Source organism: Methanosarcina barkeri 3 (assembly GCF_000970305.1).
GTDB classification, from domain to species: Archaea; Halobacteriota; Methanosarcinia; order Methanosarcinales; family Methanosarcinaceae; genus Methanosarcina; species Methanosarcina barkeri_A.
On record NZ_CP009517.1, the window covers coordinates 463,673 to 488,105 of the forward strand.

At 36.3% G+C, this 24,433-nt stretch carries 28 protein-coding genes; 15 read left to right on the forward strand and 13 right to left on the reverse strand.

The features are described from left to right. Positions 1–212: 212 nt before the first annotated feature. From MSBR3_RS01920 to rsgA, 3 genes are all read right to left on the reverse strand, one after another. Entirely contained in the window at positions 213–398 is a 186-nt protein-coding gene (locus MSBR3_RS01920) for a hypothetical protein (RefSeq protein ID WP_048106063.1), read from the reverse strand. Positions 399–728: 330 nt separating this feature from the next. After that, positions 729–1,838, reverse strand: a complete 1,110-nt coding sequence (locus MSBR3_RS01925; RefSeq protein WP_048106065.1) for a DUF362 domain-containing protein — start codon at positions 1,836–1,838, stop codon at positions 729–731. Between the two features lie 280 nt (positions 1,839–2,118). Further along, positions 2,119–3,216, reverse strand: a complete 1,098-nt coding sequence (rsgA, locus tag MSBR3_RS01930) for a ribosome small subunit-dependent GTPase A (RefSeq protein WP_048106067.1) — start codon at positions 3,214–3,216, stop codon at positions 2,119–2,121. A gap of 209 nt (positions 3,217–3,425) precedes the next feature. On the opposite strand from rsgA, the gene MSBR3_RS01935 reads away from it, so the two are divergent. Both MSBR3_RS01935 and MSBR3_RS01940 read left to right on the forward strand, forming a co-directional pair. Then, positions 3,426–4,322, forward strand: a complete 897-nt coding sequence (locus tag MSBR3_RS01935; protein WP_048106070.1) for a hypothetical protein — start codon at positions 3,426–3,428, stop codon at positions 4,320–4,322. Positions 4,323–4,330: 8 nt separating this feature from the next. Beyond that, on the forward strand, positions 4,331–5,710 hold the full coding sequence (locus MSBR3_RS01940) for a hypothetical protein (RefSeq protein WP_048106072.1): 1,380 nt from the start codon (positions 4,331–4,333) through the stop codon (positions 5,708–5,710). A 313-nt stretch (positions 5,711–6,023) separates the two neighbouring features. Here MSBR3_RS01940 and MSBR3_RS01945 read toward each other — a convergent pair whose 3' ends face one another. Further along, positions 6,024–6,242, reverse strand: a complete 219-nt coding sequence (locus MSBR3_RS01945; RefSeq protein WP_048106074.1) for a hypothetical protein — start codon at positions 6,240–6,242, stop codon at positions 6,024–6,026. Positions 6,243–6,472: 230 nt separating this feature from the next. Between MSBR3_RS01945 and MSBR3_RS01950 the strand changes: the two genes are divergently transcribed. Continuing rightward, positions 6,473–7,603 carry a right-handed parallel beta-helix repeat-containing protein gene (locus MSBR3_RS01950; protein ID WP_048106076.1) on the forward strand — a complete coding sequence of 377 codons (1,131 nt, stop codon included), beginning with the start codon at positions 6,473–6,475 and terminating at the stop codon, positions 7,601–7,603. Positions 7,604–8,008: 405 nt separating this feature from the next. Here the strand turns inward: MSBR3_RS01950 and MSBR3_RS01955 are convergent, their stop codons facing one another. After that, on the reverse strand, positions 8,009–9,178 hold the full coding sequence (locus MSBR3_RS01955; protein WP_230627684.1) for a DEAD/DEAH box helicase: 1,170 nt from the start codon (positions 9,176–9,178) through the stop codon (positions 8,009–8,011). A gap of 290 nt (positions 9,179–9,468) precedes the next feature. On the opposite strand from MSBR3_RS01955, the gene MSBR3_RS19840 reads away from it, so the two are divergent. Both MSBR3_RS19840 and MSBR3_RS01960 read left to right on the forward strand, forming a co-directional pair. Beyond that, positions 9,469–9,648 (forward strand): hypothetical protein, encoded by a 180-nt coding sequence (locus MSBR3_RS19840; protein WP_155396658.1) that lies wholly within the window; start codon positions 9,469–9,471, stop codon positions 9,646–9,648. A 50-nt stretch (positions 9,649–9,698) separates the two neighbouring features. Beyond that, positions 9,699–10,304, forward strand: coding sequence for a pentapeptide repeat-containing protein (locus MSBR3_RS01960; protein ID WP_048106079.1), 606 nt, complete (start codon positions 9,699–9,701; stop codon positions 10,302–10,304). A 123-nt stretch (positions 10,305–10,427) separates the two neighbouring features. Here MSBR3_RS01960 and MSBR3_RS01965 read toward each other — a convergent pair whose 3' ends face one another. Continuing rightward, a complete protein-coding gene (locus MSBR3_RS01965; protein ID WP_268989135.1) occupies positions 10,428–10,946 on the reverse strand; it encodes a CatA-like O-acetyltransferase in 519 nt (172 codons plus the stop codon). A 325-nt stretch (positions 10,947–11,271) separates the two neighbouring features. On the opposite strand from MSBR3_RS01965, the gene MSBR3_RS01970 reads away from it, so the two are divergent. The 5 genes from MSBR3_RS01970 (at position 11,272) to MSBR3_RS01990 (ending at position 14,681) form a co-directional block, all read left to right on the forward strand. After that, a complete protein-coding gene (locus MSBR3_RS01970) occupies positions 11,272–11,505 on the forward strand; it encodes a hypothetical protein (protein ID WP_048106080.1) in 234 nt (77 codons plus the stop codon). After that, complete coding sequence (locus MSBR3_RS01975) at positions 11,502–12,221, forward strand: hypothetical protein (RefSeq protein WP_048106082.1); 720 nt, start codon at positions 11,502–11,504, stop codon at positions 12,219–12,221. The genes MSBR3_RS01970 and MSBR3_RS01975 overlap by 4 nt, the downstream gene beginning before the upstream one ends. A gap of 518 nt (positions 12,222–12,739) precedes the next feature. After that, positions 12,740–13,432, forward strand: a complete 693-nt coding sequence (locus tag MSBR3_RS01980) for a YqaJ viral recombinase family protein (protein ID WP_196296989.1) — start codon at positions 12,740–12,742, stop codon at positions 13,430–13,432. Positions 13,433–13,981: 549 nt separating this feature from the next. Further along, complete coding sequence (locus MSBR3_RS01985; RefSeq protein ID WP_155396660.1) at positions 13,982–14,317, forward strand: hypothetical protein; 336 nt, start codon at positions 13,982–13,984, stop codon at positions 14,315–14,317. Then, positions 14,283–14,681 carry a DUF2283 domain-containing protein gene (locus tag MSBR3_RS01990; RefSeq protein WP_230627688.1) on the forward strand — a complete coding sequence of 133 codons (399 nt, stop codon included), beginning with the start codon at positions 14,283–14,285 and terminating at the stop codon, positions 14,679–14,681. The genes MSBR3_RS01985 and MSBR3_RS01990 overlap by 35 nt, the downstream gene beginning before the upstream one ends. 116 nt (positions 14,682–14,797) lie before the next feature. On the opposite strand, the gene MSBR3_RS19845 is transcribed toward MSBR3_RS01990, so the two are convergent. Next, positions 14,798–15,043: a CatA-like O-acetyltransferase gene (locus MSBR3_RS19845; protein ID WP_230627690.1), complete on the reverse strand. Its 246-nt coding sequence runs from the start codon at positions 15,041–15,043 to the stop codon at positions 14,798–14,800. Positions 15,044–15,174: 131 nt separating this feature from the next. Between MSBR3_RS19845 and MSBR3_RS02000 the strand changes: the two genes are divergently transcribed. Together MSBR3_RS02000 and MSBR3_RS02005 are read left to right on the forward strand one after the other, a co-directional pair. After that, the gene (locus tag MSBR3_RS02000; RefSeq protein WP_048106090.1) at positions 15,175–15,453 is read left to right on the forward strand and encodes a hypothetical protein; all 279 of its coding nucleotides are present in this window, start codon (positions 15,175–15,177) and stop codon (positions 15,451–15,453) included. 14 nt (positions 15,454–15,467) lie between these two features. Continuing rightward, positions 15,468–15,818: a hypothetical protein gene (locus tag MSBR3_RS02005; protein ID WP_048106092.1), complete on the forward strand. Its 351-nt coding sequence runs from the start codon at positions 15,468–15,470 to the stop codon at positions 15,816–15,818. Between the two features lie 424 nt (positions 15,819–16,242). Here the strand turns inward: MSBR3_RS02005 and MSBR3_RS02010 are convergent, their stop codons facing one another. Further along, positions 16,243–17,940 (reverse strand): catalase, encoded by a 1,698-nt coding sequence (locus MSBR3_RS02010; RefSeq protein WP_048106094.1) that lies wholly within the window; start codon positions 17,938–17,940, stop codon positions 16,243–16,245. 397 nt (positions 17,941–18,337) lie between these two features. Beyond that, positions 18,338–18,967: a CatA-like O-acetyltransferase gene (locus MSBR3_RS02015; RefSeq protein ID WP_048106096.1), complete on the reverse strand. Its 630-nt coding sequence runs from the start codon at positions 18,965–18,967 to the stop codon at positions 18,338–18,340. A gap of 137 nt (positions 18,968–19,104) precedes the next feature. On the opposite strand from MSBR3_RS02015, the gene MSBR3_RS02020 reads away from it, so the two are divergent. Then, entirely contained in the window at positions 19,105–19,362 is a 258-nt protein-coding gene (locus tag MSBR3_RS02020) for a hypothetical protein (RefSeq protein ID WP_048106098.1), read from the forward strand. Positions 19,363–19,514: 152 nt separating this feature from the next. Here the strand turns inward: MSBR3_RS02020 and MSBR3_RS19850 are convergent, their stop codons facing one another. Next, positions 19,515–19,661, reverse strand: coding sequence for a hypothetical protein (locus tag MSBR3_RS19850; protein WP_155396662.1), 147 nt, complete (start codon positions 19,659–19,661; stop codon positions 19,515–19,517). Between the two features lie 617 nt (positions 19,662–20,278). Between MSBR3_RS19850 and MSBR3_RS02025 the strand changes: the two genes are divergently transcribed. Continuing rightward, positions 20,279–21,079 (forward strand): EFR1 family ferrodoxin, encoded by an 801-nt coding sequence (locus MSBR3_RS02025; RefSeq protein WP_048106100.1) that lies wholly within the window; start codon positions 20,279–20,281, stop codon positions 21,077–21,079. A 46-nt stretch (positions 21,080–21,125) separates the two neighbouring features. After that, positions 21,126–21,851, forward strand: a complete 726-nt coding sequence (locus MSBR3_RS02030) for a TetR/AcrR family transcriptional regulator (protein WP_048106102.1) — start codon at positions 21,126–21,128, stop codon at positions 21,849–21,851. A 274-nt stretch (positions 21,852–22,125) separates the two neighbouring features. Here the strand turns inward: MSBR3_RS02030 and MSBR3_RS02035 are convergent, their stop codons facing one another. From MSBR3_RS02035 to MSBR3_RS02045, 3 genes are all read right to left on the reverse strand, one after another. Further along, positions 22,126–22,554 (reverse strand): hypothetical protein, encoded by a 429-nt coding sequence (locus tag MSBR3_RS02035; RefSeq protein ID WP_048106103.1) that lies wholly within the window; start codon positions 22,552–22,554, stop codon positions 22,126–22,128. Positions 22,555–22,783: 229 nt separating this feature from the next. After that, positions 22,784–23,662, reverse strand: coding sequence for an NAD(+) diphosphatase (nudC, locus tag MSBR3_RS02040; RefSeq protein ID WP_230627692.1), 879 nt, complete (start codon positions 23,660–23,662; stop codon positions 22,784–22,786). Positions 23,663–23,906: 244 nt separating this feature from the next. Continuing rightward, positions 23,907–24,317 carry a hypothetical protein gene (locus tag MSBR3_RS02045; RefSeq protein WP_048106107.1) on the reverse strand — a complete coding sequence of 137 codons (411 nt, stop codon included), beginning with the start codon at positions 24,315–24,317 and terminating at the stop codon, positions 23,907–23,909. Between the last annotated feature and the right edge of the window lie 116 nt (positions 24,318–24,433).

Consider the following 24,433-nt stretch of genomic DNA (forward strand, 5'->3'; position numbering starts at 1 on the left):
CAAAAAGTAAAAACAAAAAAAATAACTAAGAAAACAAAAATAAAAAGTAAAAATGAAAAATAAGCAGCCTGAGAAAAATAAATACCTGAGAAAAATAAATACCTGAGAAAAATAAACAACCTAAGAAAATTAAACAATCTGTAAGCCAAACTCTTAAAGCAATGTTTTATGCAGAAAAAAGGGCAAAAAATTATAAAATTAAAAACAGAACTTTAAAGGGCTGCGTCAACATAATCTACCGGTCTTTTAAAAACAGCTGTTATCATACCGTTTTCGTCTATTTCGTCTGCAAATTTGATGAGCTCCCAGCCATCAGTTCCAAGGCTGTTAAGATCTTCTTTTGTCTTTGACCACTCACTGAACCTTATCTCTTTAACATCATATTCCCAGATGGTCACTCTAATTCATCTCCAGTAAAGTTGGGTAAGATTAATCTATATATTAAGTTGTAGTATCTGCTATATTTATCTTTTTAAAAAATAGATTTGCGGTTAAAGCAATTAAAGTTGATTTGTTAATTGATTAAGGATTGACCTGAAAATTGACCTTAGTTAACCCTTACAACTAAGTATATAACTCAGAACTTTATGTTTAAGGAACAAGTAAAAAAGAAAAGCTGTTGAGAATTGACTTCTCTGATAGTTAATTCTTTAAATGAGGTCGAATTTCAACCGGTCTTTAAAAAACTCAGACTTCAGTCTGTCTTTATATTAGCTCAAATTACTAGCTCAAATCTCAATCAATTTATACTCACGGCGACCCATGCCGATTTCTTCTCCGTACTTGAGCTGGTGGGTTCCATCGATCATTGGCCATGCCCCTTTGAACTTATCGGCTCCAGCTTCGTGGTTGCACTGAAGGGAGGAGTTGACGAGCCCTTTCTGTCTATTTACGAGGTCGTAGCTTGCCTGGTCAAGAGCAACAGGGTCTTTTGAAGCGAGAATCCCTATATCAGGCACAATCGGAGCATCACTCCAGGGCACACAGTCGCAGTCAGGGGTAATTTTAAGCAGAAAATTTATGTAACCCACTTTTCCTTCCTTTCCTTTTACTGCTCCGTAAGCATACTCCGTAAGACTCTCCAGAAACTCAGGAATGTCATGTTCCCAATCTATAGTTATAGCCCCCACAGGGCAAACTTCCATACACTGTCCGCAGCTTATACAGATATTGGGATCAATCATTGAAACCTCTCCAAGAAGAGAAGAAGCTCCTACAGGACAAATTTCAACACATTTCTCGCAGCCTATACACTTATCCTGATTTACATGCGGGCTTGTCCTGAAATGCTGTTCCTTCTTGCCGATTGCAGGAGCACAGCCCATAGCGAGGTTCTTTATAGCCCCTCCAAAACCGGCTACTATATGTCCCTTGAAATGAGACATCACAATCATAGAATCCGCAGCAGCAATATCCGCTCCTATTTTCACGGACTCGAAATGTTTCTTTCCGATCTCTACATCTGCAGAGTTCTGGCTCTTCAAACCGTCAGATATGATAAGCGGAGCCCTGACAACGGAATAATCAAAACCGTGTTCAATCGCAGTCGTCAGGTGGTCAACTGCATTATGCCGGCTGCCTGAGTAAAGAGTATTCGTATCCGTGACAAACGGTTTTGCTCCGGCTTCCCTGATCTTTTCCACAACCTGCCGCACAAAAACGGGATTTATGTATCCATCGTTCCCATACTCTCCAAAATGAATCTTGATCGCAGTCAAATCACCTTCTCCAAGGAGTTCGGCAAAACCTGCTTCGTCGAAGAGCCTCTGAATTTTGCTGATCGTATTCTCCTGCGGATTTTTTGCCCTCAGGTCTGCGAAATAAACTTTACTTGCCATGTAAGCGCCTCCTAAATCCGGATTCGTGCTTTTCACGAAACCTATGCAATTAAAAAAGTGCTGTTTATTTTTAGGCATTGCGCTGCCAGGGGAGAATAAGAAAAAAAGAAAAATACTGCTTCAGTCGATTAATATCAGTCGATTATCTTCAGTCAATTGTTTTCATCAATTGTTTTCAGTTGATTAAACTCGCACAACATACCGAAGCAGCAAAATAACACAATATAGTGCTAAAAGACTGATAATTCCTGAGAAGTCCCGCCTAAAAATACACTTCATCTTACAGTTTCCCTGTAGATTTCTTATATTTTTTAATATCCAGCGCTATTTTCTTGCATTTCTCCTTTTCAAGTCGTTTTAGGCCAATTTCTGCTTTTTTTGACTGGAATATGAGTTCTCCAGTTAATCTGTGATAACTGGCAAGCCGTTCCTCAGGAATTATCCCGTTTTCAACCGCCTTCAGCACAGCACAGCCCGGCTCGTCGCGGTGAGTGCAGTCTTTAAACTTACAATTGCGGGCTGCGTCAACGATCTCGGAAAAAGCTTTTTCAAGCCCTTCTGCAGAGTCTCCGAGCTGTATTTCCCTGATCCCAGGATTGTCTATAAGGACTGCTCCATTCGGAAGCAGGAAGAGCTGGCGAACTGTAGTTGTATGCCTTCCTTTTTCATCGTCTTTCCGGATATCTCCGGTTTTCTGGACGGTTTTACCGAGAAAAGCGTTGATAAGCGTGGATTTTCCGACACCGGAGGAGCCTATTAATGCAACTGTTTCCCCTTGGTTGAGGTAAGGGCTAAGTTCTTCAAGCCCGGTTTTTGAAAGGGCGCTTAACGGAATAACAGGTACGTTACCTGCAATCGACCGAACTTTTTCTACCAGCCGGGTTGGGTTATCTTCAAGGTCGATTTTGTTAAGTAAAATTACAGGGCTTGCACCTGAAGAATACACAATGGCAAGATACCTCTCAAGCCTTCGAAGGTTGAGATCCTTACCATAAGACGTCACGATAAAAATGGTATCAAGGTTTGCAGCAATTACCTGCTCTCCGCCCCCGTCTCCTGCTGCCCCTCTTGAAAGGCAGGTCCTCCTGGGCAGAATATTTACAACCATACGTGAGCCCAGTTCAGGCTGGTCAAGCAAAACCACAAAATCCCCTACAACCGGCTGCTTCCCAATTTTCAGAAGCGCACCTGAGATTCCAGCCTGTACGACAGCTCCAGAGACAAGGACCTCGCAGACCGTTTTATGCCTTGATGCGATTCTTCCGGGCGTGTAGGGGCCTTTATAGGCAGAAAAAGCCAGTTCAAGTTCTTTATTCCAGCCTGGAATTTTATCGGCGTCGCAGTGAATTGAACTTTCTGTTTCGCTATGATTGTTCATGAGATAGAAGTATTTGATTAAATGGATAAATATTTTGATATTTCGTCCTGTAAAAGTTCAATTGTGCCTGAAAAATTCCTTCTTATTCAGGCTTGTGCGAAAGGGGGAAAAGTGACAAAATCGGAAAATTAATACGCATGTTCTATTTAGTAATTATTAATAACCTGTTCAATATTTGAAATACCTAAATAATATTATGAGTTGATATAATGGATAGTAGCCATCCTTTTAAAATTATCTCGGAAACAGATGACTCTGATATCGATCGTTATCGAACACTATCCATCGTTAAGTATAAAACCGACTCTCCTTTTGATTTTGATGAGATTATATATAAATTTTCGAAGAACAAATTAAATATCACCAAAGAATTCGGTTGTGTTTACACTAAACCATACGGAGATCACGTTTCTGCACTGTTTGGCAAATTGGGCAACAAAACTTTAACTGGGTTACTCACAGATTATGAAGATAATCCAGTATTAAGACGGTATAACCTTTCAAATGTAATCTTGGCTACTATGTATGTGGATCACTTTCCTGAAGATAATAAACTCACTTTATTGGTCTTTAATGGGGGAAAGATAAGTAAGAATCTGTGGCATGCTCCGTATAACAATTTGTTCAATGTACTCGATTTAACCCCTACTAAATTTAGTGAGAAAGAACTTCGGAAATTATGTATAAATAAATATGTAGACGGACTTTCTGAGATTCGATTTGATCCTGCGAGTGAAGAAGAATTTGGTAATGTTAAAACAGCAGAGTACACATCAATCCGTTCTAAGAAACTCAATCCAAAAGCAGAAAAAATAAAAGAGATTATAGAAAACGATGAAATTAAAGTCAACATGTTCAAATCAGAAATCTGGGCTACATACGAAAATCTCGATAAAAGCTATCCGGTGGCTTTTACTATCGATATTGATGGAAAGGTCACATTAGAGTTCCCTCGAATTTCTTGGTCATCTTTAAATGATGATTATGATATCGAAGAGCACTATTATTCTTTTGCGAGAAAAATTTATGACGAAATCGTATCCAAAGAAATTTATATAAATGAAAAGGACGAAGACAAATCACAAAAATCGCTTTTTGATTTCTGAGGGTTGAAATGATTGAATCAGATTTTAAGGATTTTTTTCAAAAGCTCGCAAACAAAGCTTACACAAGATCCGATCTGAGAACTGTATTAGTTACAGCTAATTCACTATTAGCATCAAATTTTGGAGATAGTAATTTAAAAAATCAATTATTCATATCTTCTATTGATTTGGCCAAAAAAGATATCGAACTGTATGTTCGAATTATGAATTCTTGTATAGAGAATTCTTTATACTGTATGAATTACCTGTTCTTACATAGTTCTATCTTTTTAATTGACCAAAAGTATGCAGGCGATATTTCTTTAATATATAAAAATCATCCACGAATATTTTACAATTTAATTTCAATTATATTAAAAAATGAAATTTTAGATGAAATAGACATTATTGACTCGTGTGATCCAGAGCTTGTATTTGGTAAAGATCCAAGAATCAATGTTCCTTATAAAATGCTTACTCAATTCGAAGATAAAATATTTGAAATTTTGAATAAAAAATATACTCAGAAATTAATTGATAGCGAATACGATCTAGAATCTGATGATTTAGATACTTATATAACGAAACTAGATATTGTATATACTACATTTGGAAAATGTATTTCTTTTACTTCTGAGAATTACTGTTATTCAAAAGATAATAGTCAAAAACACTTCCGAAACCTTTTTTCTCCTCTTGAGTATGATGAAAAAATGCGTGATCGCGGAGTTCTACTTTTTCCACGGATTTCTGAGATTAATATAATTGATAATAAAGTAATTATTAGTAATAACGGTTTTGGGAATCTATGCAACTGTACTTTTACAATATTATATCAAGAAAATAAAGAAATTTTACATAACGAAAATTTTGGAATTTTATCTAGGAATAATTATCCTGCTTATATAGACACAATTAAAAAAAAACTGCTCGAATTGCCTGGGCATCACCATTTAGAGTTTAGATTTGATTTTAAAAAGTTTAATCGCAAGTATTTCTTCTTATTTATTAAGAGAATTGGCCCAATAGCTGATGAATTAAAAAATTCAGGAGATTTTTCTGTGAGTTATTATGACATGCGTAATTATGGGAAGATTGGGAATATGGCTATTGATTCTAAAGATGTGAAACAAAGTGTTGTAACTATGGATTTTCAAGAACTTCGAGATATTTTTAATGAGTTAGCTAATCTTATTGATGAATCTGATATTGAAATACAAAACAAAGATGAAGTGAAAACTAACATTAATGAAGGAATTAAAGAAACTTATAATGAAAAAATGAGCTTTTCAAAAATTGCAAAGATATCTGAGAATTTAATAAAGTTGATAGATCCTGTTAGTAAAGCCTACCCCGTAGCTGTAAAAGTAAAGGATTTTGTATGGAATTACATTCAGAATAACATGTAATTGGGTAAAAACTACATTTTGAAAGTTAATTTATGCTCTGTCATCTTAGGTTGTACTTTTTTTGTATATTTTATATAATAAAGAATTCTTAAGGCTTATTTTTGTTTTTTTGGTTGTAAATGCCACCAATAACTTAAATAAGGTTGGGAACTATTATTATACAACATATTAAATATGCGTAGCGCTCTTTTATACATAGTAGAAAAATCAAAATATTGGGGGTACACTCGCAATATATCTCCAGTGAAGTATTATCTTTTAGAAAAAGATAGCTTTGACTGATAGTTAAATTTCTCTTTTTTTACTCATTGGTTTAGCTTAGTTCTCTTTTTTTTAGAGGAAGTAAACCAATCACTACGGCAAGTAATGATTGTATGTAATAACTTGTTGCTTCTGAACTTGTTATTTTTACTCCTGGTATATATCCTGCTAAGCCTGAAATTATTGGTCCTATACATAGAGCTATCATTACTAAAGCTAAGGCAATTGTGACATACAATGCCATTTCTTTTGTTTCCGGACTTATTTTCATAATTACTTTCTATGTATATCTTAATAAATAAACTTATTTAATTTTTTTATTAATTCGACTGTTTATAGGGATACATTGAAAAGCAGATTTAACAACTCTCGTATTATCAGTTTAAATGCTTTAATAAATAGATATATCGTAACTGGTCATGTGTAATAAAACTCTTAAAATTAAAAGACCTTAATAAGAATTCAATTTTCTTTTTCAATCTCAGGAACCCTGCATAACATATGACAAACGTACTGACTCTAACACCAGGAACATTTCTTCAGAGTAGTTTTGATAAAGTCGGCGATGGCCGTGAATACGAAGAAATAGAGCTCAAAACAACAGGAACGAAGACAACATTTACGGCCAAAACTCCTATTCAGCTCCATCCTGGCACGACCATAACCGGAGATGAAAAAGCAATCATCCAGCTAATACCATATGCTTCGATGTGCCTCTGGAAGCCACAGGTACCGGTTTTCAGCTTCTCGGGTGAAAATTATCTGTTTGAAGGGTTCATGTTTGGTGGGCTGGCTGATAAGCAGAATGTGCTTCATGGGAAAGGTTACCATAATCTATTTGGAGGAAACAGGGCTTCAGAAGTCAAAATCCGGAATGTGAAAATTCAAAATTCAAAAGGTGATGGTGTCAGGATTCTGGACTCAAAAGACGTAACCGTCTCTGGAAACAAAATATACGGCATCGGACATGATGGTTTCTATTGTGAAAGGTGTGTTGACGTAGAAGCTTCAGGAAATGAGATCTATACAAGGATCAATTCAGGCCTGCGCTCTAAAGGCTCCAGGAATGTGATTTTCCAGGACAATATAATAAAGAGCACTGCGAAGTATAAACCTCGTACAGGCCCAGGCATTCAGATTGAAAACTCCAGGGCAAACGAAACTACATCGAATGTCTGGATACTCAACAATATTATTGATGGTTGCCAGGGGCCAGGGATCTGGGCAGCCGGTCATACTGCACCTGCTTTAGATGCAGCAACAGGACTTACAATTAAAGGAAATACCATAACAAACTGTGGGCAAATGCCTGTATTTGAAGACAAAGAAACTGCTGATAGACTTTCAGCCGTTGCTGGAATATGCCTGGATGGATGGACAGAAGTAGACATTCGGGAAAATGTCCTGGATGGTAACTGTAACGGTATCCGAATAGGAACCTACATAACTACTTCTGCAGGGTCCGGGTATGTTGTGCGTCTTACAAGCAATGAAATAAAGAATACTGTGGCTCCTTTTAATAGGGATGCGTACGCAGGTTATGCAATTGCTGTTACGGTGCCTTGTAAGTTCAATGTTATAAGTGAAGGAAACATGTTCAGCGGAAACTTGAAAGATGTCTTTGGGATTTAATTAAAAAATAGGTACTGGGTTGTCCCCAGCTACATGGTTGATATTTTGGGGGTCAGACTTCCCAGCGCGGCTAATGATTTCATTTTTATCTACTGTACGCAGGTGGGTTCAAGCGGAGCGCGGTGCGTGAAAAGAAAGAATGTGAGATGCAATTTACGAGCATTCAGGAATAATAAAAACTAATTAACCAGGGAGCGCATGGAATTAAACCTAAAGGAAAATTGTCTTCACCACCGGCTGGAAACTCAAAACCTTATTTTATAATTCGGCGCGTTGACATCGTAGTGGCACGAACTGGCCGTCGTTCTTATTCTCGTGCCTGGGTTTTGCAGGAGCAGTCCATTGCTCCTGCCGATGCCAATCGGTCAATGGTTAGTTATAATGCAATGCACAGACGAAAGGTGTTTAATAGTTTTTGTGCCTGGGTTTACGACCTTTTCTGGAGGGGTTGTTCATCCTATTTACCGGCTTTGGCAATCTTATTTCCGGTCTTTCAATTACAATCTTCTTCAGAGCGGGTAGGGCATGTTCCTTAATATCTACATGATTGTCTTTCAGCACACTCATGAAATTAGCATGGTCATTTTTGGAAAGGATATTTATCGCTTTTCCTTCTGTTCCTGCTCGTGCAGTTCTTCCAATCCTGTGAATATACTGTTTACTCTCCCTGGGAATATCATAATTGTAAACATGGGAAACACCCTGTATATCAAGGCCTCTTCCGGCTACATCTGTGCATACAAGGACACATATGTTCCCGGAATGGAATTTTTCCATTATGCGAGTTCGTTCGTTCTGTGTCAATCCTCCATGAATTGCCACGGCATTGATACTTGATTTTCTCAGGTTTTTTGCGACTTTTTCAGTGTTTCTTTTTGTGTTGCAGAAAACCATCCCGAGGTTTGACTTTTCATTTTGTAGAAGATACACGAGCAGAGATAATTTCATGTCATCCTGTACTTTATAAACGATCTGATTCAATTTTTGCGGGTCGATATAAGACTCTGCTGATACTCGAACCGGGTTTTCCATGTGCTTGCGGGAAAGCTGGACAATATCTTTTGTAACGGTTGCAGAGAACAAAAGGGTCTGCCTGTTTTGAGGACATTCCTTGATAATTTTTTCTACATCCATTTTGAATCCCATATCAAACATCTGGTCTGCCTCATCAAGGACAAGGGTTTTCATCTTATTGAGTTTGATGGTATTTCTGCTGATATGATCGAGTAGCCTGCCGGGTGTTCCCACAACAACCTCGGCATTCTTTAATTCTTTAATTTGTGGATTGATCCCTACACCGCCATAGATAGATACGATATTTAACGGGTCGTATTTTGAGAATTTCCTGAAAGAATTTGCCACCTGCTCCGCCAGTTCTCTTGTAGGGGTCAGGATCAAAGCCTGAATTCCTTTTCCTTTTTCGGAATTTTGTAATATGCCGGAAGCAAATGCGAGTGTTTTTCCGGAACCTGTTGCGGCTCCGGCTATAACATCTTCCCCAGCAAGAATTAGGGGAATTGATTTTTCCTGTACTGCTGTAGGGCTTTCAAAGCCATGTTCATCTATTGATTTCAAAACAGCATTACTGAGACCTAGTTTTTTAAAATTATTCATAGTTAGACTTTCCGTGATTTTTCTGAAAAAGCTATTTAATTGCTTTTTCATATTCATATATTTAAGACATATTAAAAACAATTAAGAGCTATAAGCACAACTTTAAAAAAGTTAAGATTAATTTACGCTTAAAAGTTAGTAATCGCTTATAACGGTGAACTCTCCCTTTATACTTTTGCCTATTTTGATAATGTGATTACCCAGCATTCATTGTTTTTCCAAAGGTTCCGTTTGTAATAGTGTGCCGCTTCATGCAAGAGCCGTTTCCGGTTTGTTTGCGCGTCACCACGTCCAATATACCGCATAACACTGCAAGGCTCACTCATCTATCATTAGATAATATCTATATCCTGTATCGCTTCTGGCTTATATGGAAGACTCTCATAATGCCAATGGACAAATATGAGATGGCACTCACAAAAAACAAATAAATAATTCTGTCAATAATCATTTAGAAACATCAGTCTATGGAGATGGAAGCATGCTGGAAAGCCAAATTATAGCTGCACAATCTGATGACAAATATATAGAAAGGATGCGCTTTGAAGGCGAGATGCTTTCGGATGTCGACATCGCAAGGATAGAATTTGAATCGGTACAGTTTATACAATGCCAGTTCATCAAATGTGATTTTTCAAAAGCCAGCTTTTACAATTCGGTGTTTGATAACTGCAATTTTGCAAACTGCAGTTTTATGGAAAGCTACTGGAAAGGCTCTAAAATATTAACGTGTAAAGGCGATGGTAGCAACTTCAGCAAGAGCCACATGAAAGAAACCTCTTTAGCGGACGGTTCCTTTCGATATGCAGATTTTTCAAGTTCTGTGTTGGAGAGCTGCACCATTCGTGACTGCAATTTTACGGAAGCTTTCTTATCCGAGATTCGGTTAAAGAAGCCCACGCTGAAAGCGGTTAATTTCACAGGAGCGGATTTCTTTAAAGCCTTACTCAAAGGCATCGATTTATCGGATTGTATTATTGACGGGATCACAGTATCCGATACACGAAATGAACTCAGAGGGGCTATAGTCAATGCCGGGCAAGCAATAGAACTTGCTGCGCGGATTCTGGGAGTCAAAATTGTGTAAGGTATTGGCTCACTCACATATTTCTTACATGCAGATGTTTTTCTGTTAAACCTACGTATTCTGAAAACATAACTTCAAGAAAAGTAAAAATTAATGAACTGCCGGTCCTCCCATCATGCTTATTTACACTTCATCCAGGTATCTCTGCAGCTTATCCGCAAGTTTGCCAATATGAATGCCATCAACAAATGCATGATGAACCTGGACTGCAAACGGCATCATAAATTTATCTTCCCTTTCCTGATATTTTCCCCAGTCAAATATGGGCTGCGCTTTTTCCCTGTTTCCGAAATCCGTGTGCGAAATATGCGTAAATGTTATCCACGGCAAGGCTGAGAATTGATATACATCGTTTTCTACAGGCCTTGTAAAACGCTCTTTTTGATTTTCTGCCGTTACGGTTGCCAGTTGTACAAACTTCTCAATCGTATCCTGCATGGGAACATTTACAACCTTAAATAATTCCGTTTCTTTATCCAGATATGTAAATGAGGTATCAATGGACTCATATAACACAACTTCACCATCAAGAAAACGATACCGAAATTCCTCGATTTCATTTGCGCATTTCGTAACGGTAAATATAAACGCCATCGTAAATGACCAGTTATTTTCTTTAACGTGCCAATTTAAAAAGACCAGTTCTTTAGGTCTGTAGCTTTTCTAGCTTTGCAAATACAGGAAAATGCTTTCCAATGGGTTTATAGGACTATGAAAACAAGAAGAAAACGTTTCATGTAAATAAAAGGTTTGGAGCCACTTTAATTCAGAATCTAGCTTGGTCACTCTTCTCTTGTATCATTTTGTTTATTTTTTGTATAAGAAATTTAAAAGGCTGAGTAATAATTTTATAACTAAATACGAAAATGTACCATGGTTATTGTGAGGGTAATACCAATACAAATCTATTTATGTAAATGTTGTATATAACAGTAAATGTGCTGAATTTGCGAAGGGGGATTCTATAATGCCAATAATAAATAAAAGACAAAGAAATGAAATAAGACAATGTAAAGCTATTGCAAGGATCGCAAAAACAGCCTCAAGCAACGCGAGAAAAAATGCATTTAGTCACGGAAGGTCGGTAACTATACAGCAAGGCGAAGCCATTGTCAAGATGCATCCAGATGGAAGAACTGAAATTATTCGAAAAATCGAAAACAGTTCAGTAATTCCAGAAAAAAGACGATACTATCTATGAAACGCATGAGAGTATTTGCAGGTCCAAACGGGTCTGGTAAAACAACGCTAGTTAATCAGTTTATCAAAGAAAGAAGTAAATTGATTAATCCTAATCGTCACATAAATCCTGATGATCTTAATTTAATCAATGTGCTTAATTTCAACGACTTTGGATTAAAAGTTGATGAAAACAATTTTCAAGATTTTATATCTCAGTCTCCATTTTACAACAAATGCAACATTGACACCAAAAATATCAAAATTAATGATAATTGTTTTAATATAACAAACAGAAGTTCATATATGGGTGCAATGTTGGCTGATTATTTACGGCATTGTTATATTAACTCAAAAGAAACATTATTCTCATATGAGACTGTTCTTTCACATTCATCAAAAGTAGATTTTCTCAAAAACGCAAAAAACTGTGAATGGCAAGTATATTTATATTTTGTAAGCACGGTAGATTCTTACATCAATTACGGTCGTGTGGAAGAGAGAGTGTTAAATGGGGGACATGATGTTCCTACTGACAAAATCCAAGATCGGTATATACGATCACATGAGAATTTATTTACCGCTTTACAACATTGTAGAAGAGCATACATCTTTGATAATTCAACACAACAAATGCAATTAATCGCTGAAAAAAAGCCAGATAATTCATTGACGTTGTCAAATGAAAATTCTATCCCAGCATGGTTAGATGAATGTGTGTTATCAAAAATTAAATGAACGATTAACCATCAAATCCTTTAAGCCCCTTTACACACTCCCTAACACAAAAAGTTATCATCAGAAGCGCCACCTGGATTTTTCTCTATGACTTCTGGCAAGAGCTTCATATCAATTTACTGTTTTCCTCGATTAAGCTAGCTATGAAGTGGACCGCTTGCTTATACACCTTGTTTAGTTTTTCGATCTGGTCAAGCAAAACGGCAAAATCCCCTACAACTGGCTGCTTCCCAATTTTCAGAAGTGCACCTGAGATTTTTTGAGTCCGTTGCTTGTCTTTCCTTGGTGAGCTTTCAAAAAAACATTTTTAATTTCAAATATGGGATAACTTTTTATATTTTTTTAGTCAATTTATATATAGCCCTATGCTAGAATTTTAGGAGATATCGATGGTGACACGTAAATCAAATTATAGATACTATAATAAGCGGAGACCATACAGAGCTTCTAAACAAAGAATCTTGAACACAGATAAGCTTGTAATCGCGCTTATATGCTTATGTTTTATTTTCCTGATTTTGAAAGAAATTATTCAGATGATTGTTACATATTATTATGTATTCATACCACTTGCTTTGATATCTTTAATTGTCTGTTATATAACGAATAATAGGTTACAGTCATTTCAATGTAAAGGTCCTTTTAAAGATAAGGAAATTATGAGTATGGAATCTACTGATTCAGAAAAAAATCCCGAAAATTGTTATCATTCAGAAGAACAGCTATCACCAGATGCTTATCAAAATGAGCTTAATGTCGAATCTGAGAATGTAGAAAAAGGAAATAAATTTGAAAGATATGTTGTTGATAAATTTGATGACAAACTTTTTTCTATAGTAGAATGGACTACGGATATGTGCAGAAAGCATAATCGCTACGTAGAGTCAGATTGCAATCCGGATTTGGTGATCAGAGATAGAACAACAAATGAAACTTTTTGTGTTGAATGCAAATATAGATCTCGTCTGGTAAATGGATTTTTTAATTGGTCATATCCAGACCAGATAGACAGATACTTTTCTTATTCTCATGATAGGAAAATTCCGTTTTATGTAGTTTTGGGTTTAGGAGGAAATCCAGATTCTCCGATAGAAGTATTTTGTGTACCCCTCGAAGAAGCTAAAAATTCACAAATTCACATAGATATGCTCAGGAAATATTATCACGATCTAGAGAAAGATTTCATCTGGAAAAATGGGGTTTTAAAGTAATATATTATCTCAATTATTATTGAAATCTTGAAATTTACCTAATCTTACATTGGAGATTCACCGATGGTTTCATCGGTTTCTTTAGTATGCATTTATCCATTTTTAGTTTCATGACTTAATAAACACCATACTTTGCCGCCGCCTTAGGAATATACTTGTTTTCAATATTTGGTAACATTGATTGCCTAAATTAGTATAAAGAGGAAGTTAAGCCGGAGCTTGAGGGAAGGCTTGCCTTCCTTTCTTTCAAAAATTAGTTTGTTTGTGTCTTTCTAGTGAGAAAAAGAGTTCTGTTGATTTATTTCCCAAATCTTTTCTATGACATATATTCAAATCTTGATATGGTTATGAAAAGGAAATAATTAAGTACATTAATAAAGAGACCAACAACTTATTAGTATCAAAATTTATTGTAAAACTTATAGTATATAAATTAATTAGATATCGGAAAAACAGATTGTATATTCTCCTAAATGTTATAAGTTATTTATTCTTGAAAGTATTTTACCTTCAATAATTTGCACAATAACAGACACGACATTGATTTTTATGTCAAATGGCGATTCTTATACGGTTAAAGACGCTCTTGATTATCTGTCAAAGATTGAGATAAATAATCTCCATACGACTTATCACTTTAATATAAGGACAGATGAACGTAAGAGTGATATACCAGATGCAAATGGAGTAGTAAATATTATTCTCAATGATACTCCATGTGGTATATTCAAACTATCAGAAGGTAAATTTAAATTAATCTATAATCTCAACCATGATGATGATTTTGTGGTTATTATAAGCATAAAGAATTCGGATCCAGTTAGAATTAATTTAGTAAGTTGCTTCCCTGATGAAGCCAAAAAGCGGAGGAGAGAAGATGTCTAGGGGGATTGAACTTAGTAAATATGACTATGACTTGGAAAACGATAGTGCTTTCTTTTATGGTACTGGTAAAAAGTACAAGAAATCTATGGATTTAGATGGTATAATACTTGATATGAGCGAAGACGGTTGCGTAATGGCTATTGAGATACTGGATGCATCAAAGAAATTTAACGTTTTAAAAGCAGATTTACAAAGTTTAAAAAGTTTTGATGCCAATATTGAAGTTCATAAAGAAACTATCAAAATAGCTATGAAAATTACTATAGTTAAAAGAAACAACTCAATTAGTAAATGTATGGAAGCAGTTGGATTAAATAGTATGAACCTTCCGATCAGCAATCAAGAAATTGCATTATGTTGCTAATTTTATTTTTTTAACCCAAAGTAGTGGGCATGAGCTCTTGAAAAACGTATGTACAAGATTCTCTCTACAGGTCCTTTAAAATGTTCTTTTTGATTTTCTGCCGTTACGGTTGCCAGTTATATAAACTTCTCAATCGTGTCCTGCATGGGAACATTTACTACCTTAAATAATTCCGTTTCTTTATCCAGATATGTAAATGAAGTATCAATGGACTCGTATAACACAACTTCACCATCAAGAAAACGATACCGAAATTCCTCGATCTCATTTGCACATTTCGTAACGGCAAATATAAACGCCATCCTCCAGTCGAGATCTCTGGTAGTACCTGAGAATTTTGAAACACTTTTTTTCCTTCCCATCTATTTTTTATGATGAAAAAAGATTGTCTCTGCACATGTGACCAGAAACCATAAGTATCCATAGATATTAATAAGTTATTAACTAATATCTGATTCTTACATAATCATTACAGATTTACGGAAGTGAATAAATGGCAGAGACATTAAATTCTGATAAGGTAAAACCTTCTCCAACTCTCAATACTATTATAATGGTAGAAGATACTCTACAAAACTCTCCAGATAGTGTTATAACGATTCCGGAACTCAAAAAAGCACTTCCACGCCAGGTAAACCATAATACTTTAATGATTATTTTAGAATATCTTGAAAAAAGTAATAAAATAGTTGTAGGGTTAAGAGGGATAACGTGGATTCACAACACAAACAAGAATTTAAGAAATGTTGCGGTTTACGGACGTGAGCTCTAAAGTGTGAATAAGCTATGAAGCGTGTAAGTGTAAGATTAACTCCTGAAGCTGAGAAAATATATGAATCTCTTATAAGTAAGGCTTCGCACTCAAAGCAGGAGGAGACAATTCTTAATGCTTTTCATCAAAAAATAGAGTTAATAAAAAACGATGTTCATTATGGAAATCCAGTTGCTAAAAGATTAATTCCTTCTGAATATAAAACTAAATATGAAGTAAAGAACCTGTTTAGAGTAGAACTTCCCGGTTTCTGGAGAATGCTTTACACACTTACAACTGGTAATCCGGATATTGACACTCTCGTAATAGTGATTGATATAATTGATCATAAAAAATACGATAAAGTATTTGGTTACAAGAGGTGAATTTTTCCTTCACTTTTCCTTTGTCTTTACTTTTCCTTGAATCTAACATCCGTGTACTAAATATGCGTAAACGTTATCCACGGCAGGGTACAGAATTTGTATTATCCGTGGTATCGTGAAAATGGGAATCAAATGTAAAAATTCTTAAAAGCCACAGACTCTTTCCTTGATATCTACTGATGCCGTTTTTAAGCATGAAAAAGTATTGAAATTTAAAAAATATAATTGTCTGTTATAAAAAACAGATTAAGAGTCAAAGCATTAACATACTCCAAAACATTAAAAAAGGTATTATCAAGTCTATGAGGTCTCTGAACCATTTCAGCTACAGTCGAGTCTATAATTTTTTATATCCCTCTATAATTTTTTATATCCTTCTTAAGACCTGATATTACCGCTAATGCCAAATTTCATTATTCAATAGTTACAAAAGCCACGGATCATTTTCGGGTTCAATGCATGGATCACCATTAGTATCAATCTCCCTGCACGAATCTTTTTTCATTGTAGGTTGATTTAATTCAGGATGTTTATTGTTTGCTTCATAATTGGCTTTTCTTGAAGTACGCGCTGGCAAATTTAAATCAACGGTTGATATCTCTATTTCCAATGCTTTTGCAACACCTTTACCATATTCGGGATCTGCCTGATAGCAATTGTAAATATGCCTGTGCTTGATTTGGAGAGTAGAATCTCCCAGATTTCTGGCAGTATTTTCAAACAAAACCTGTTGCTGATCAGAAGTCATAGCTCTGAATAACTCCCCTGGTTGGGTGTAATAATCACTGTCATCTTCTCTGAAATCATACCTCCAGATGTCTGTCGAACCCGTTTTTTCAACTGGAAGTGCGTATTGAGGTTGATCGTTCCAATTTCCATAGCTATTGGGTTCATAATGCAGTTGACTTCCTCTATTACCATCAACTCTCATCTGTCCATCTCTATGGAAGCTATGATAGTTTTTAACACCCTGAGGAGAATTCACAGGTATTTGATGGTGATTTACACCCAATCTATACCTCTGTGCATCTCCATAAGAGAACAAACGTCCCTGTAACATACGGTCCGGGGAAAAACTTATTCCAGGGACTACGTTAGCTGGTGAAAAAGCAGCCTGTTCCACGTCTGCAAAATAGTTTTCAGGATTCTTGTTTAATTCAAATTCACCCACCGGTATCAGTGGATAATCCTTTTTATGCCACATTTTAGTTAGGTCAAAGGGATTATTCTTCATAGAATTGGCCTGTTCCTCTGTCATAACCTGTATATACATTTTCCATTTTGGAAACTTGCCTTTTTCAATGGCTTCGTAAAGGTCTCTTTGATGACTTTCACGGTCCATTCCGACAACTTTTGCAGCTTCCTGGTCGGTGAGGGTTCTTATACCCTGTTGTGACCTGAAATGGAACTTTACCCATACACGTTCATTATTCTTGTTTATTAAACTGTAGGCATGGCTACTAAATCCATGCATGTGCCTGTAAGAAGAAGGTATTCCACGATCACCCATAATAATAGTTACCTGTAGCAGAGCTTCTGGTAAAGATGTCCAGAAATCCCAGTTGGTGTTTGAGCTACGCATATTGGTACGTGGATCACGTTTAATAGCGTGGTTTAGATCAGGAAACTTTAAAGGGTCTCTAAAAAAGAACACAGGCGTATTATTCCCTACCATGTCCCAGTTTCCTTCTTCAGTGTAAAACTTCAAAGCAAAACCACGAATATCACGCTCTGCATCAGCCGCTCCACGCTCACCAGCTACAGTAGAAAAGCGTGCAAACATTTTGGTTTGTTTTCCTATTTCAGAAAATATGGCTGCTTTAGTGTAATTGGTTATATCATGAGTTACAGTAAATGTACCAAATGCTCCTGAGCCTTTTGCATGCATTCTGCGCTCTGGAATTACTTCTCTGTTAAAATGTGCTAATTTTTCCAAAAACCAGATTTCCTGAAGCATAAGGGGCCCGCGTCTACCGCTTGTCATGCTATCCTGATTGCTTTCCACAGGAGCTCCTGCTACTGTAGTTAATTCTGTAGTATCCCCCACTGTTTGATTTCTGCTCGGAAGCGGCTCACCTAATTGATTTTTATCCATAGGATTCTTACAGTTGTCGCTTTTCATAAAATATCCTCAACTATGTGCTATCATGTAGCTTTTTATGTCTCACATTAAGACCTCATCAGTCCATAAGGAAAAAACCATTTCAAGCAGATTTAAACATATAAATTATTTCTTCCCCGCAGACCTGACAAGACATCAAAACCTTTTCCCCAAAGGCAAATATTTTTAGTGTTTTACTTTTTTAAGGATATAATTTAAACCTTATATTAGTTCTGGTTAACATTTACTACTATATCTTTTTCCAGCACTAAAACTATTATTTTTCAAGGACCTTCATCCTGTAATTTTAATGTTTTATGCACAGGAGTTACTGTGAAACCCAATTTTTGAGGACATAACTTTAAAAAAAGTAAAAATTAGTGAACTACTTACTGATCCTTTCCATTTTGCTTATAGTCTACACTTCATCCAGGTATCTCTGCAGCTTATCCGCAAGTTTACCAATATGAATGCCATCAACAAATGCATGATGAACCTGGACTGCAAACGGCATCATAAATTTATCTTCCCTTTCCTGATATTTTCCCCAGTCAAATATGGGCTGCGCTTTTTCCCTGTTTCCGAAATCCGTGTGCGAAATATGCGTAAATGTTATCCACGGCAAGGCTGAGAATTGATATACATCATTTTCTACAGGTCCTGTAAAATGTTCTTTTTGATTTTCTGCCGTTACGGTTGCCAGTTGTATAAACTTCTCAATCGTGTCCTGCATGGGAACATTTACTACCTTAAATAATTCCGTTTCTTTATCCAGATATGTAAATGAGGTATCAATGGACTCATATAACACAACTTCACCATCAAGAAAACGATACCGAAATTCCTCGATTTCATTTGCGCATTTCGTAACGGCAAATATAAACGCCATCGTAAATGACCAGTTGTTTTCTTTAACACGCTTCTTAAAGTTCGTCACATCAAGTTCAAAACTTACGCAATATTGAGGTTGTACTGCATTCCTGTATATTTGACAATAATCTTTTCTTTTCCATGTTTCAAAATCTATTGTTTGGTATCTGTTTCCCATGTTTATGCCTTCGTTCAATACAATCTACTTTACGGTATATTTTCTTTTTTAGTTTCAAGACCCAGGCAGGGATCTGTTAATAGAATACATAATGACACTAACTCGATAGTTGAGTTATATAAATAAGGGATTCACAAATGGCAAAATCTATTGAAATTGGGCTTGTTCTTGAAGAAGGAGGCGCAGAGAGGTTTTTTGAATATGATAAGAATTCCGAGGTTTCAGATGAATTAATAGCAATGTTATTGAAGGCAAGGAAATATATGAGCAAAACAGACGAAAAGTTCCTTGCAATAGCTTCTCGTGCAGTTCCCTTTCACATCTTCCGAAGGAGTTTCACATCATCCGAGGAGTATGCGAACGGTCTTCTCAAAAAAATTGTGAAAAAATTGTGAAAAATAATTATTTAAAGTTAGCATAAAGATAGAGATTGTGTGAAAACATGTCTGAAAGGGCTCTGTGTAGTTGACGGTTTTTTCCCCCCTGAACAACTTTAGAGCTTACCGAAAATTTATCCCGGATCCTGTAGACTACACAGTACCTGATTTTACTCTCCCTTTACTTCTATTCCTCCGCCCTTTGCTTCTCTTAATCTTTGATTTGATGCTCTCAGTTCATCCCTGATTTCCATGAGAATTTTTTCTATATTATCAAGCCTTTTGTTTATGTCTTCCTGTGTCGTAGTGTCTACCATATTATATAGATAGATCAATAATAATTAAATGCCTATGCATCGTGAAGTTTCTGAGTATATCAATAGGATATACTCAGTAAGAGTCTGTCTTGAAATTAAATCATTTTTAGCAGGAATTTTTTGGCAATTCGGGAAGATACAAATTAACGACTTTATAGGTTGCAACCGAATGTGCAAATTGCAATGCATTTTTTAAGCTCCCGAAGGTTCTTCTTTTTTGTCAGCAACCGCCCGATATCTGCTGCTCCGCAGTATGCGGGCGTTGAGGGGAGTTTCAGAGATCCAATTTCCAAGATAGGCTCAATTAAGAATTAGTTAAAATAAAGAGGGTTACGTAGAAATCTTCGAGTTTTGATTTTAAACGAGAAGCTTTACTACAAATTTTAATACTATTCTATTCGATTTCTGATTCAAGTAAAATTAGTACCAAAGCCTTGTCGGTATCTAATATTTTTCTCCTATGCAATATGTAACCAACTGATAGTTTTGAGTAACCAAAAGTTATAATACAACCGATAGTTATAATACAACCGATAGTTATAATATAACCATTAGTTACAATATTCTAGTGAGATTACCTCCGGGCAGAATCCTACAAAATTGATGGAGTAAATGAAATGAAAATAAAATCTGTGAAATTAGTTTATTTTTCACCTACCGGAACAACAAAAGCAGTTGTTCAGGGCATTGCGCATGGCATTAATCCAGGCACCGTGGAATTAATCGATATTATCAGACCGGATGCAAGAAAACAATCATTGCAGACATCGGAAAATGAATTGCTTGTAGTTGGAGTTCCTGTTTATATGGGAAGAGTGCCGGCATTATTAGATGAATGGCTGCATACAATTCAAGCTCATAATACACCAACGGTCTGTGTTGTTGTCTATGGCAATCGGGCATACGAAGATGCATTACTCGAACTAAAAAATCTTTTAACTAAATGTGGGTGTATTCCCATTGCCTGTGCAGCATATCTTGGAGAACACTCATTCTCAAATTCCGAGACGCCAACGGCACAGGGACGTCCAGATAAAGATGATTTACACCATGCAGAAGTATTTGGACAGAAAATACGTGAGAAGCTGCAATCTGTTTCCTCAATCTCTCAGTTTTCTGATGTGCATGTTCCTGGCACTTATCCTTATGGAGGAGTTACGAAATTGTGGACTGTTGATTTTATCGCAGTCAGTGATGAGTGTTCACAGTGCGGAACCTGTGCAGAGGTGTGTCCTGTAGGTGCTGTTGATGCGGAAAATTCCCTTTTGATTGATATAGAAAAATGCATTACTTGCTGTGCGTGTATCAAAAACTGCCCGCAAAGTGCCAGATCGATGAAACCCGGGCTGGTTAAAGACGCATCAGTGCGTCTCCATACGCTCTATAGCCAACGAAAGGAGCCTGAATGTTTTATCTAATGAATAAAACATAAGTTTATAAATATGAGTCAAGTGGAGTAAAACTATGGGAATCGCCGATAGAAGGCAAAGAGAAAAGGAACAGCGAAAAACAGAGATTATCGATGCAGCCGAACGTCTCTTTTTTTCTCGAAGTTATGAAGATGTTTCTATGGAAGACATCGCCCGCGAGGTCGAACTGAATAAGGCTACTATTTATCTATATTTTAAAAATAAGGAGACGCTTTTTGCAACCATTGTACTCCGTGGTATCCAGATCCTTAAAGAAAAATACACGGAATGCATGGAGAAACAGGTGCCTGGCATTGTCAAGGTAGCTCTGATGGGCCAGGCTTATTACCAGTATGCACAGGAATATCCCGATTATCTTCGCATGATTCATTTTTACGGTTCTGAGCGTTTTTCCAAAGAAAACCCGTGTACCGCAGAGATCGGAAAAGGATACGGTACTTGCCGTCTGCTCCTGCGGGATGCGATCCGGCAGGGTATCGATGACGGTACAATCCGTGCCGATATCGATCCGTTCCTGACCTCGATGTACCTTATGATCTCCTTCATGGGTACCTTGTCAATGGAAAATAAATGGAAACTGGTGATCGAATCGGAGGGTTTCAGCTACGAGCAGTTTGCCAGTGAGTTTTTCCGTTTCATCACTCCTGCTATCTCTTCAGGTGAGAACTCTCACAAAATGGATGTCAAAGATTTCGCATCGTTTGGATTTTTTTTAACCGAGCCTTTGGCACCTGAGGGAAAAAAGAAAGAAAAATCTTAAACTTTTAATTTTTTTTGAATCCAAGGTTGAGTTTTTTGTCTCTATTGAATTTTATAATTTTGATTATCGCCTACTCCATATCAAACAGGCGAGTTCAGCCCGATATCATAAGATCGGTTTTGTTCATATATCAATCATATATCAATCATATATCAATCATATATCAATCAGTTACAAATTGATCATCAAACAATTGATAGCATGGTTTTTTTCTTTATAATGGCCTGTCTCAAAGTTAATACGGTTAAATCAAATTTTGGGGCAAGCTCATTCGTTAATTACACAATTTCCCACCCTGTAGCGTTTCCGAGAAGAAAAGACCTTGAACTAAGTTTTCAAAAAACCGACATGACTCATTAACACCAACATACTGCCTGTCATTCTTAAAAATTGTGTCATTATTTGTTCCTATCTTTATTTTGGAACCATCTCTCTGATAAAATGTGCACATCGTATCTGCAGGTCCACCATTAGCTTCTCCAAAATGAAAACTTAATACTTTCACAACATTGACAGCTTTCTCAATATCTTCATTATTAGTAAGAGTAATGGTTTTGTTTTCCTGCATAATTTGCACAGATACGATATTCGTTTTTTCCAGTTCTTGAGCAACAGGCAAACCATGTACAAGATAAAAATATGCCAGTAAAATAATAGTTGTAATAACAAATGGAATTATAAAATTTGTAACCTTTTTGGTCATGTTATTTTAACTCCGTTATATTTTGTAAAGATTTCACTGGCATTTAACACCATTGATACAGTATCTCTGAACTCAAGTTATAGGATAAAAAAGGCCTGGCACACAGCAAGTCCGATGAACATCCTGAAAATGATACTGAAAATGATACTGAAAATGATAAAAATAATTAAAAAAGGTTACAGCAGAAAGAATAAAACTCTGAGTTGAAAATTGACTTCTCAATCTTGCTTTAAACTTCCAGCCCTTCTTCTTTAAGGAAATGGTCAATCAGTTTTCTCGCAATGCTTATTTTTCCAGGCAGATCAGGCAGGTTTTCGACCGAAAACCATCTTGCATCCTCGATTTCGAACCCATCTGGCTGGATATCACCGGAATCGTACTCTGCAGTAAACCCGATCATAAGAGAATTAGGAAACGGCCAGGCCTGTGTTTCGAAATAATTGATATTTTTGACCTTAATTCCAACTTCTTCTCTGATTTCCCTCACTACCGCATCTTCGGCTGATTCTCCAGGTTCAACAAAACCGGCTATCAAACCGTACCTTCCTGTCGGAAAATTCGGGGACCTTGCAAGTAAAATCTCATGCTCTTTTCGGATAAGTACGATCACGGCAGGAGAGATTCTAGGATAGAAAAGCTCACCGCAGTCAGGGCACTCCTTACCTCTCTCTCCGGGTTTTTGCACAGTCTTTGTCCCGCAGCGGCTGCAATACTGGTTAGTTCTATCCCATTCCATAATCTGGACGGCTTTATTCACCAGCGCAAAACACTTCTCATTCAATTCCGAATAAGCTTGCCTGAGATCTGCAAATTTCATTCCCTCAGGTGCCTGTGCGTCTTCAGGAAGTTCCACGGAATAACAATGGGTTCCATCAAGAGTTCCAAGATATTGTTCCCGATTTCCCGAAAGCCCGATTTCTCCAAGGTTTAGCAGTTTTGGAATTGCTCCTGGATTTTTATTAAGCTTGATTAGAATCTCTCGGCCCCGAAAAATGAACCAGAGTGCTTTTTCCGTCCTGTTGGCTGGCGGCTCGATGCCTATGATAAATTCCGGGAAGAATTCCGGGCAAGTGTGACTTTCCCTGTCTACTGGGGTCATAATGTTCATAATTATTGTTTTTTGTTCTATATATGATTACAGGAAAATTTTTGTTTAGGAGCATTTTATTTCAGGAGTATTTATACTCAAAAGCTTTGAGATCTGCCATAACCCTTTTTCATTTTTTGAGATAAGCTTCCTGCCGGAACATACAAAATTTTAATGAAAATAGTAAAGTAGTAAAATTAACAGCTGTATTAAGTAAATAAGTTATACACATTCTATTAAGTGAGTAAAGTCATATACAATTCTATTAAGTGAGTAAAGCTATATATGACCCTAATATAAAATTTACCAGCCATAAAACTAAAAGAGTTTGCATATTAGCTTTAGTTTTCCATCTCCTTTTAATTTTCCAGCTTCTTCTGTTAATCACAACAACAAATCCCAGAAGTAAAATTACAATTCCTATTAAAGAGTGGATTAAAATTACAGAAGAAACTGTTTGTGAAACTATAATATCATATGTAAAATTAATCATATATGGGACGGATAAGACAACTAACAAATATCCGAATGTAGATATAATATCATGTCTGTTTAATTTTTCTTTATTCAATTTTCCTATCCTTAATATGATGAACCCAGTTACGATAAGTATCAAGGCTATTTTTTGTAGATTAAAAGAAATTAACATGGACTCATAAGTGTTTATTCCTGACATTTTTTTCTCCCCATAGTGACTATACTATAGGAGATATAAAAAACAATCTTAATGTGGCATATTTAACAACAGACAATATTTTCTTAGTCAAACTTTTTAAGAAATGGTGCGAATAT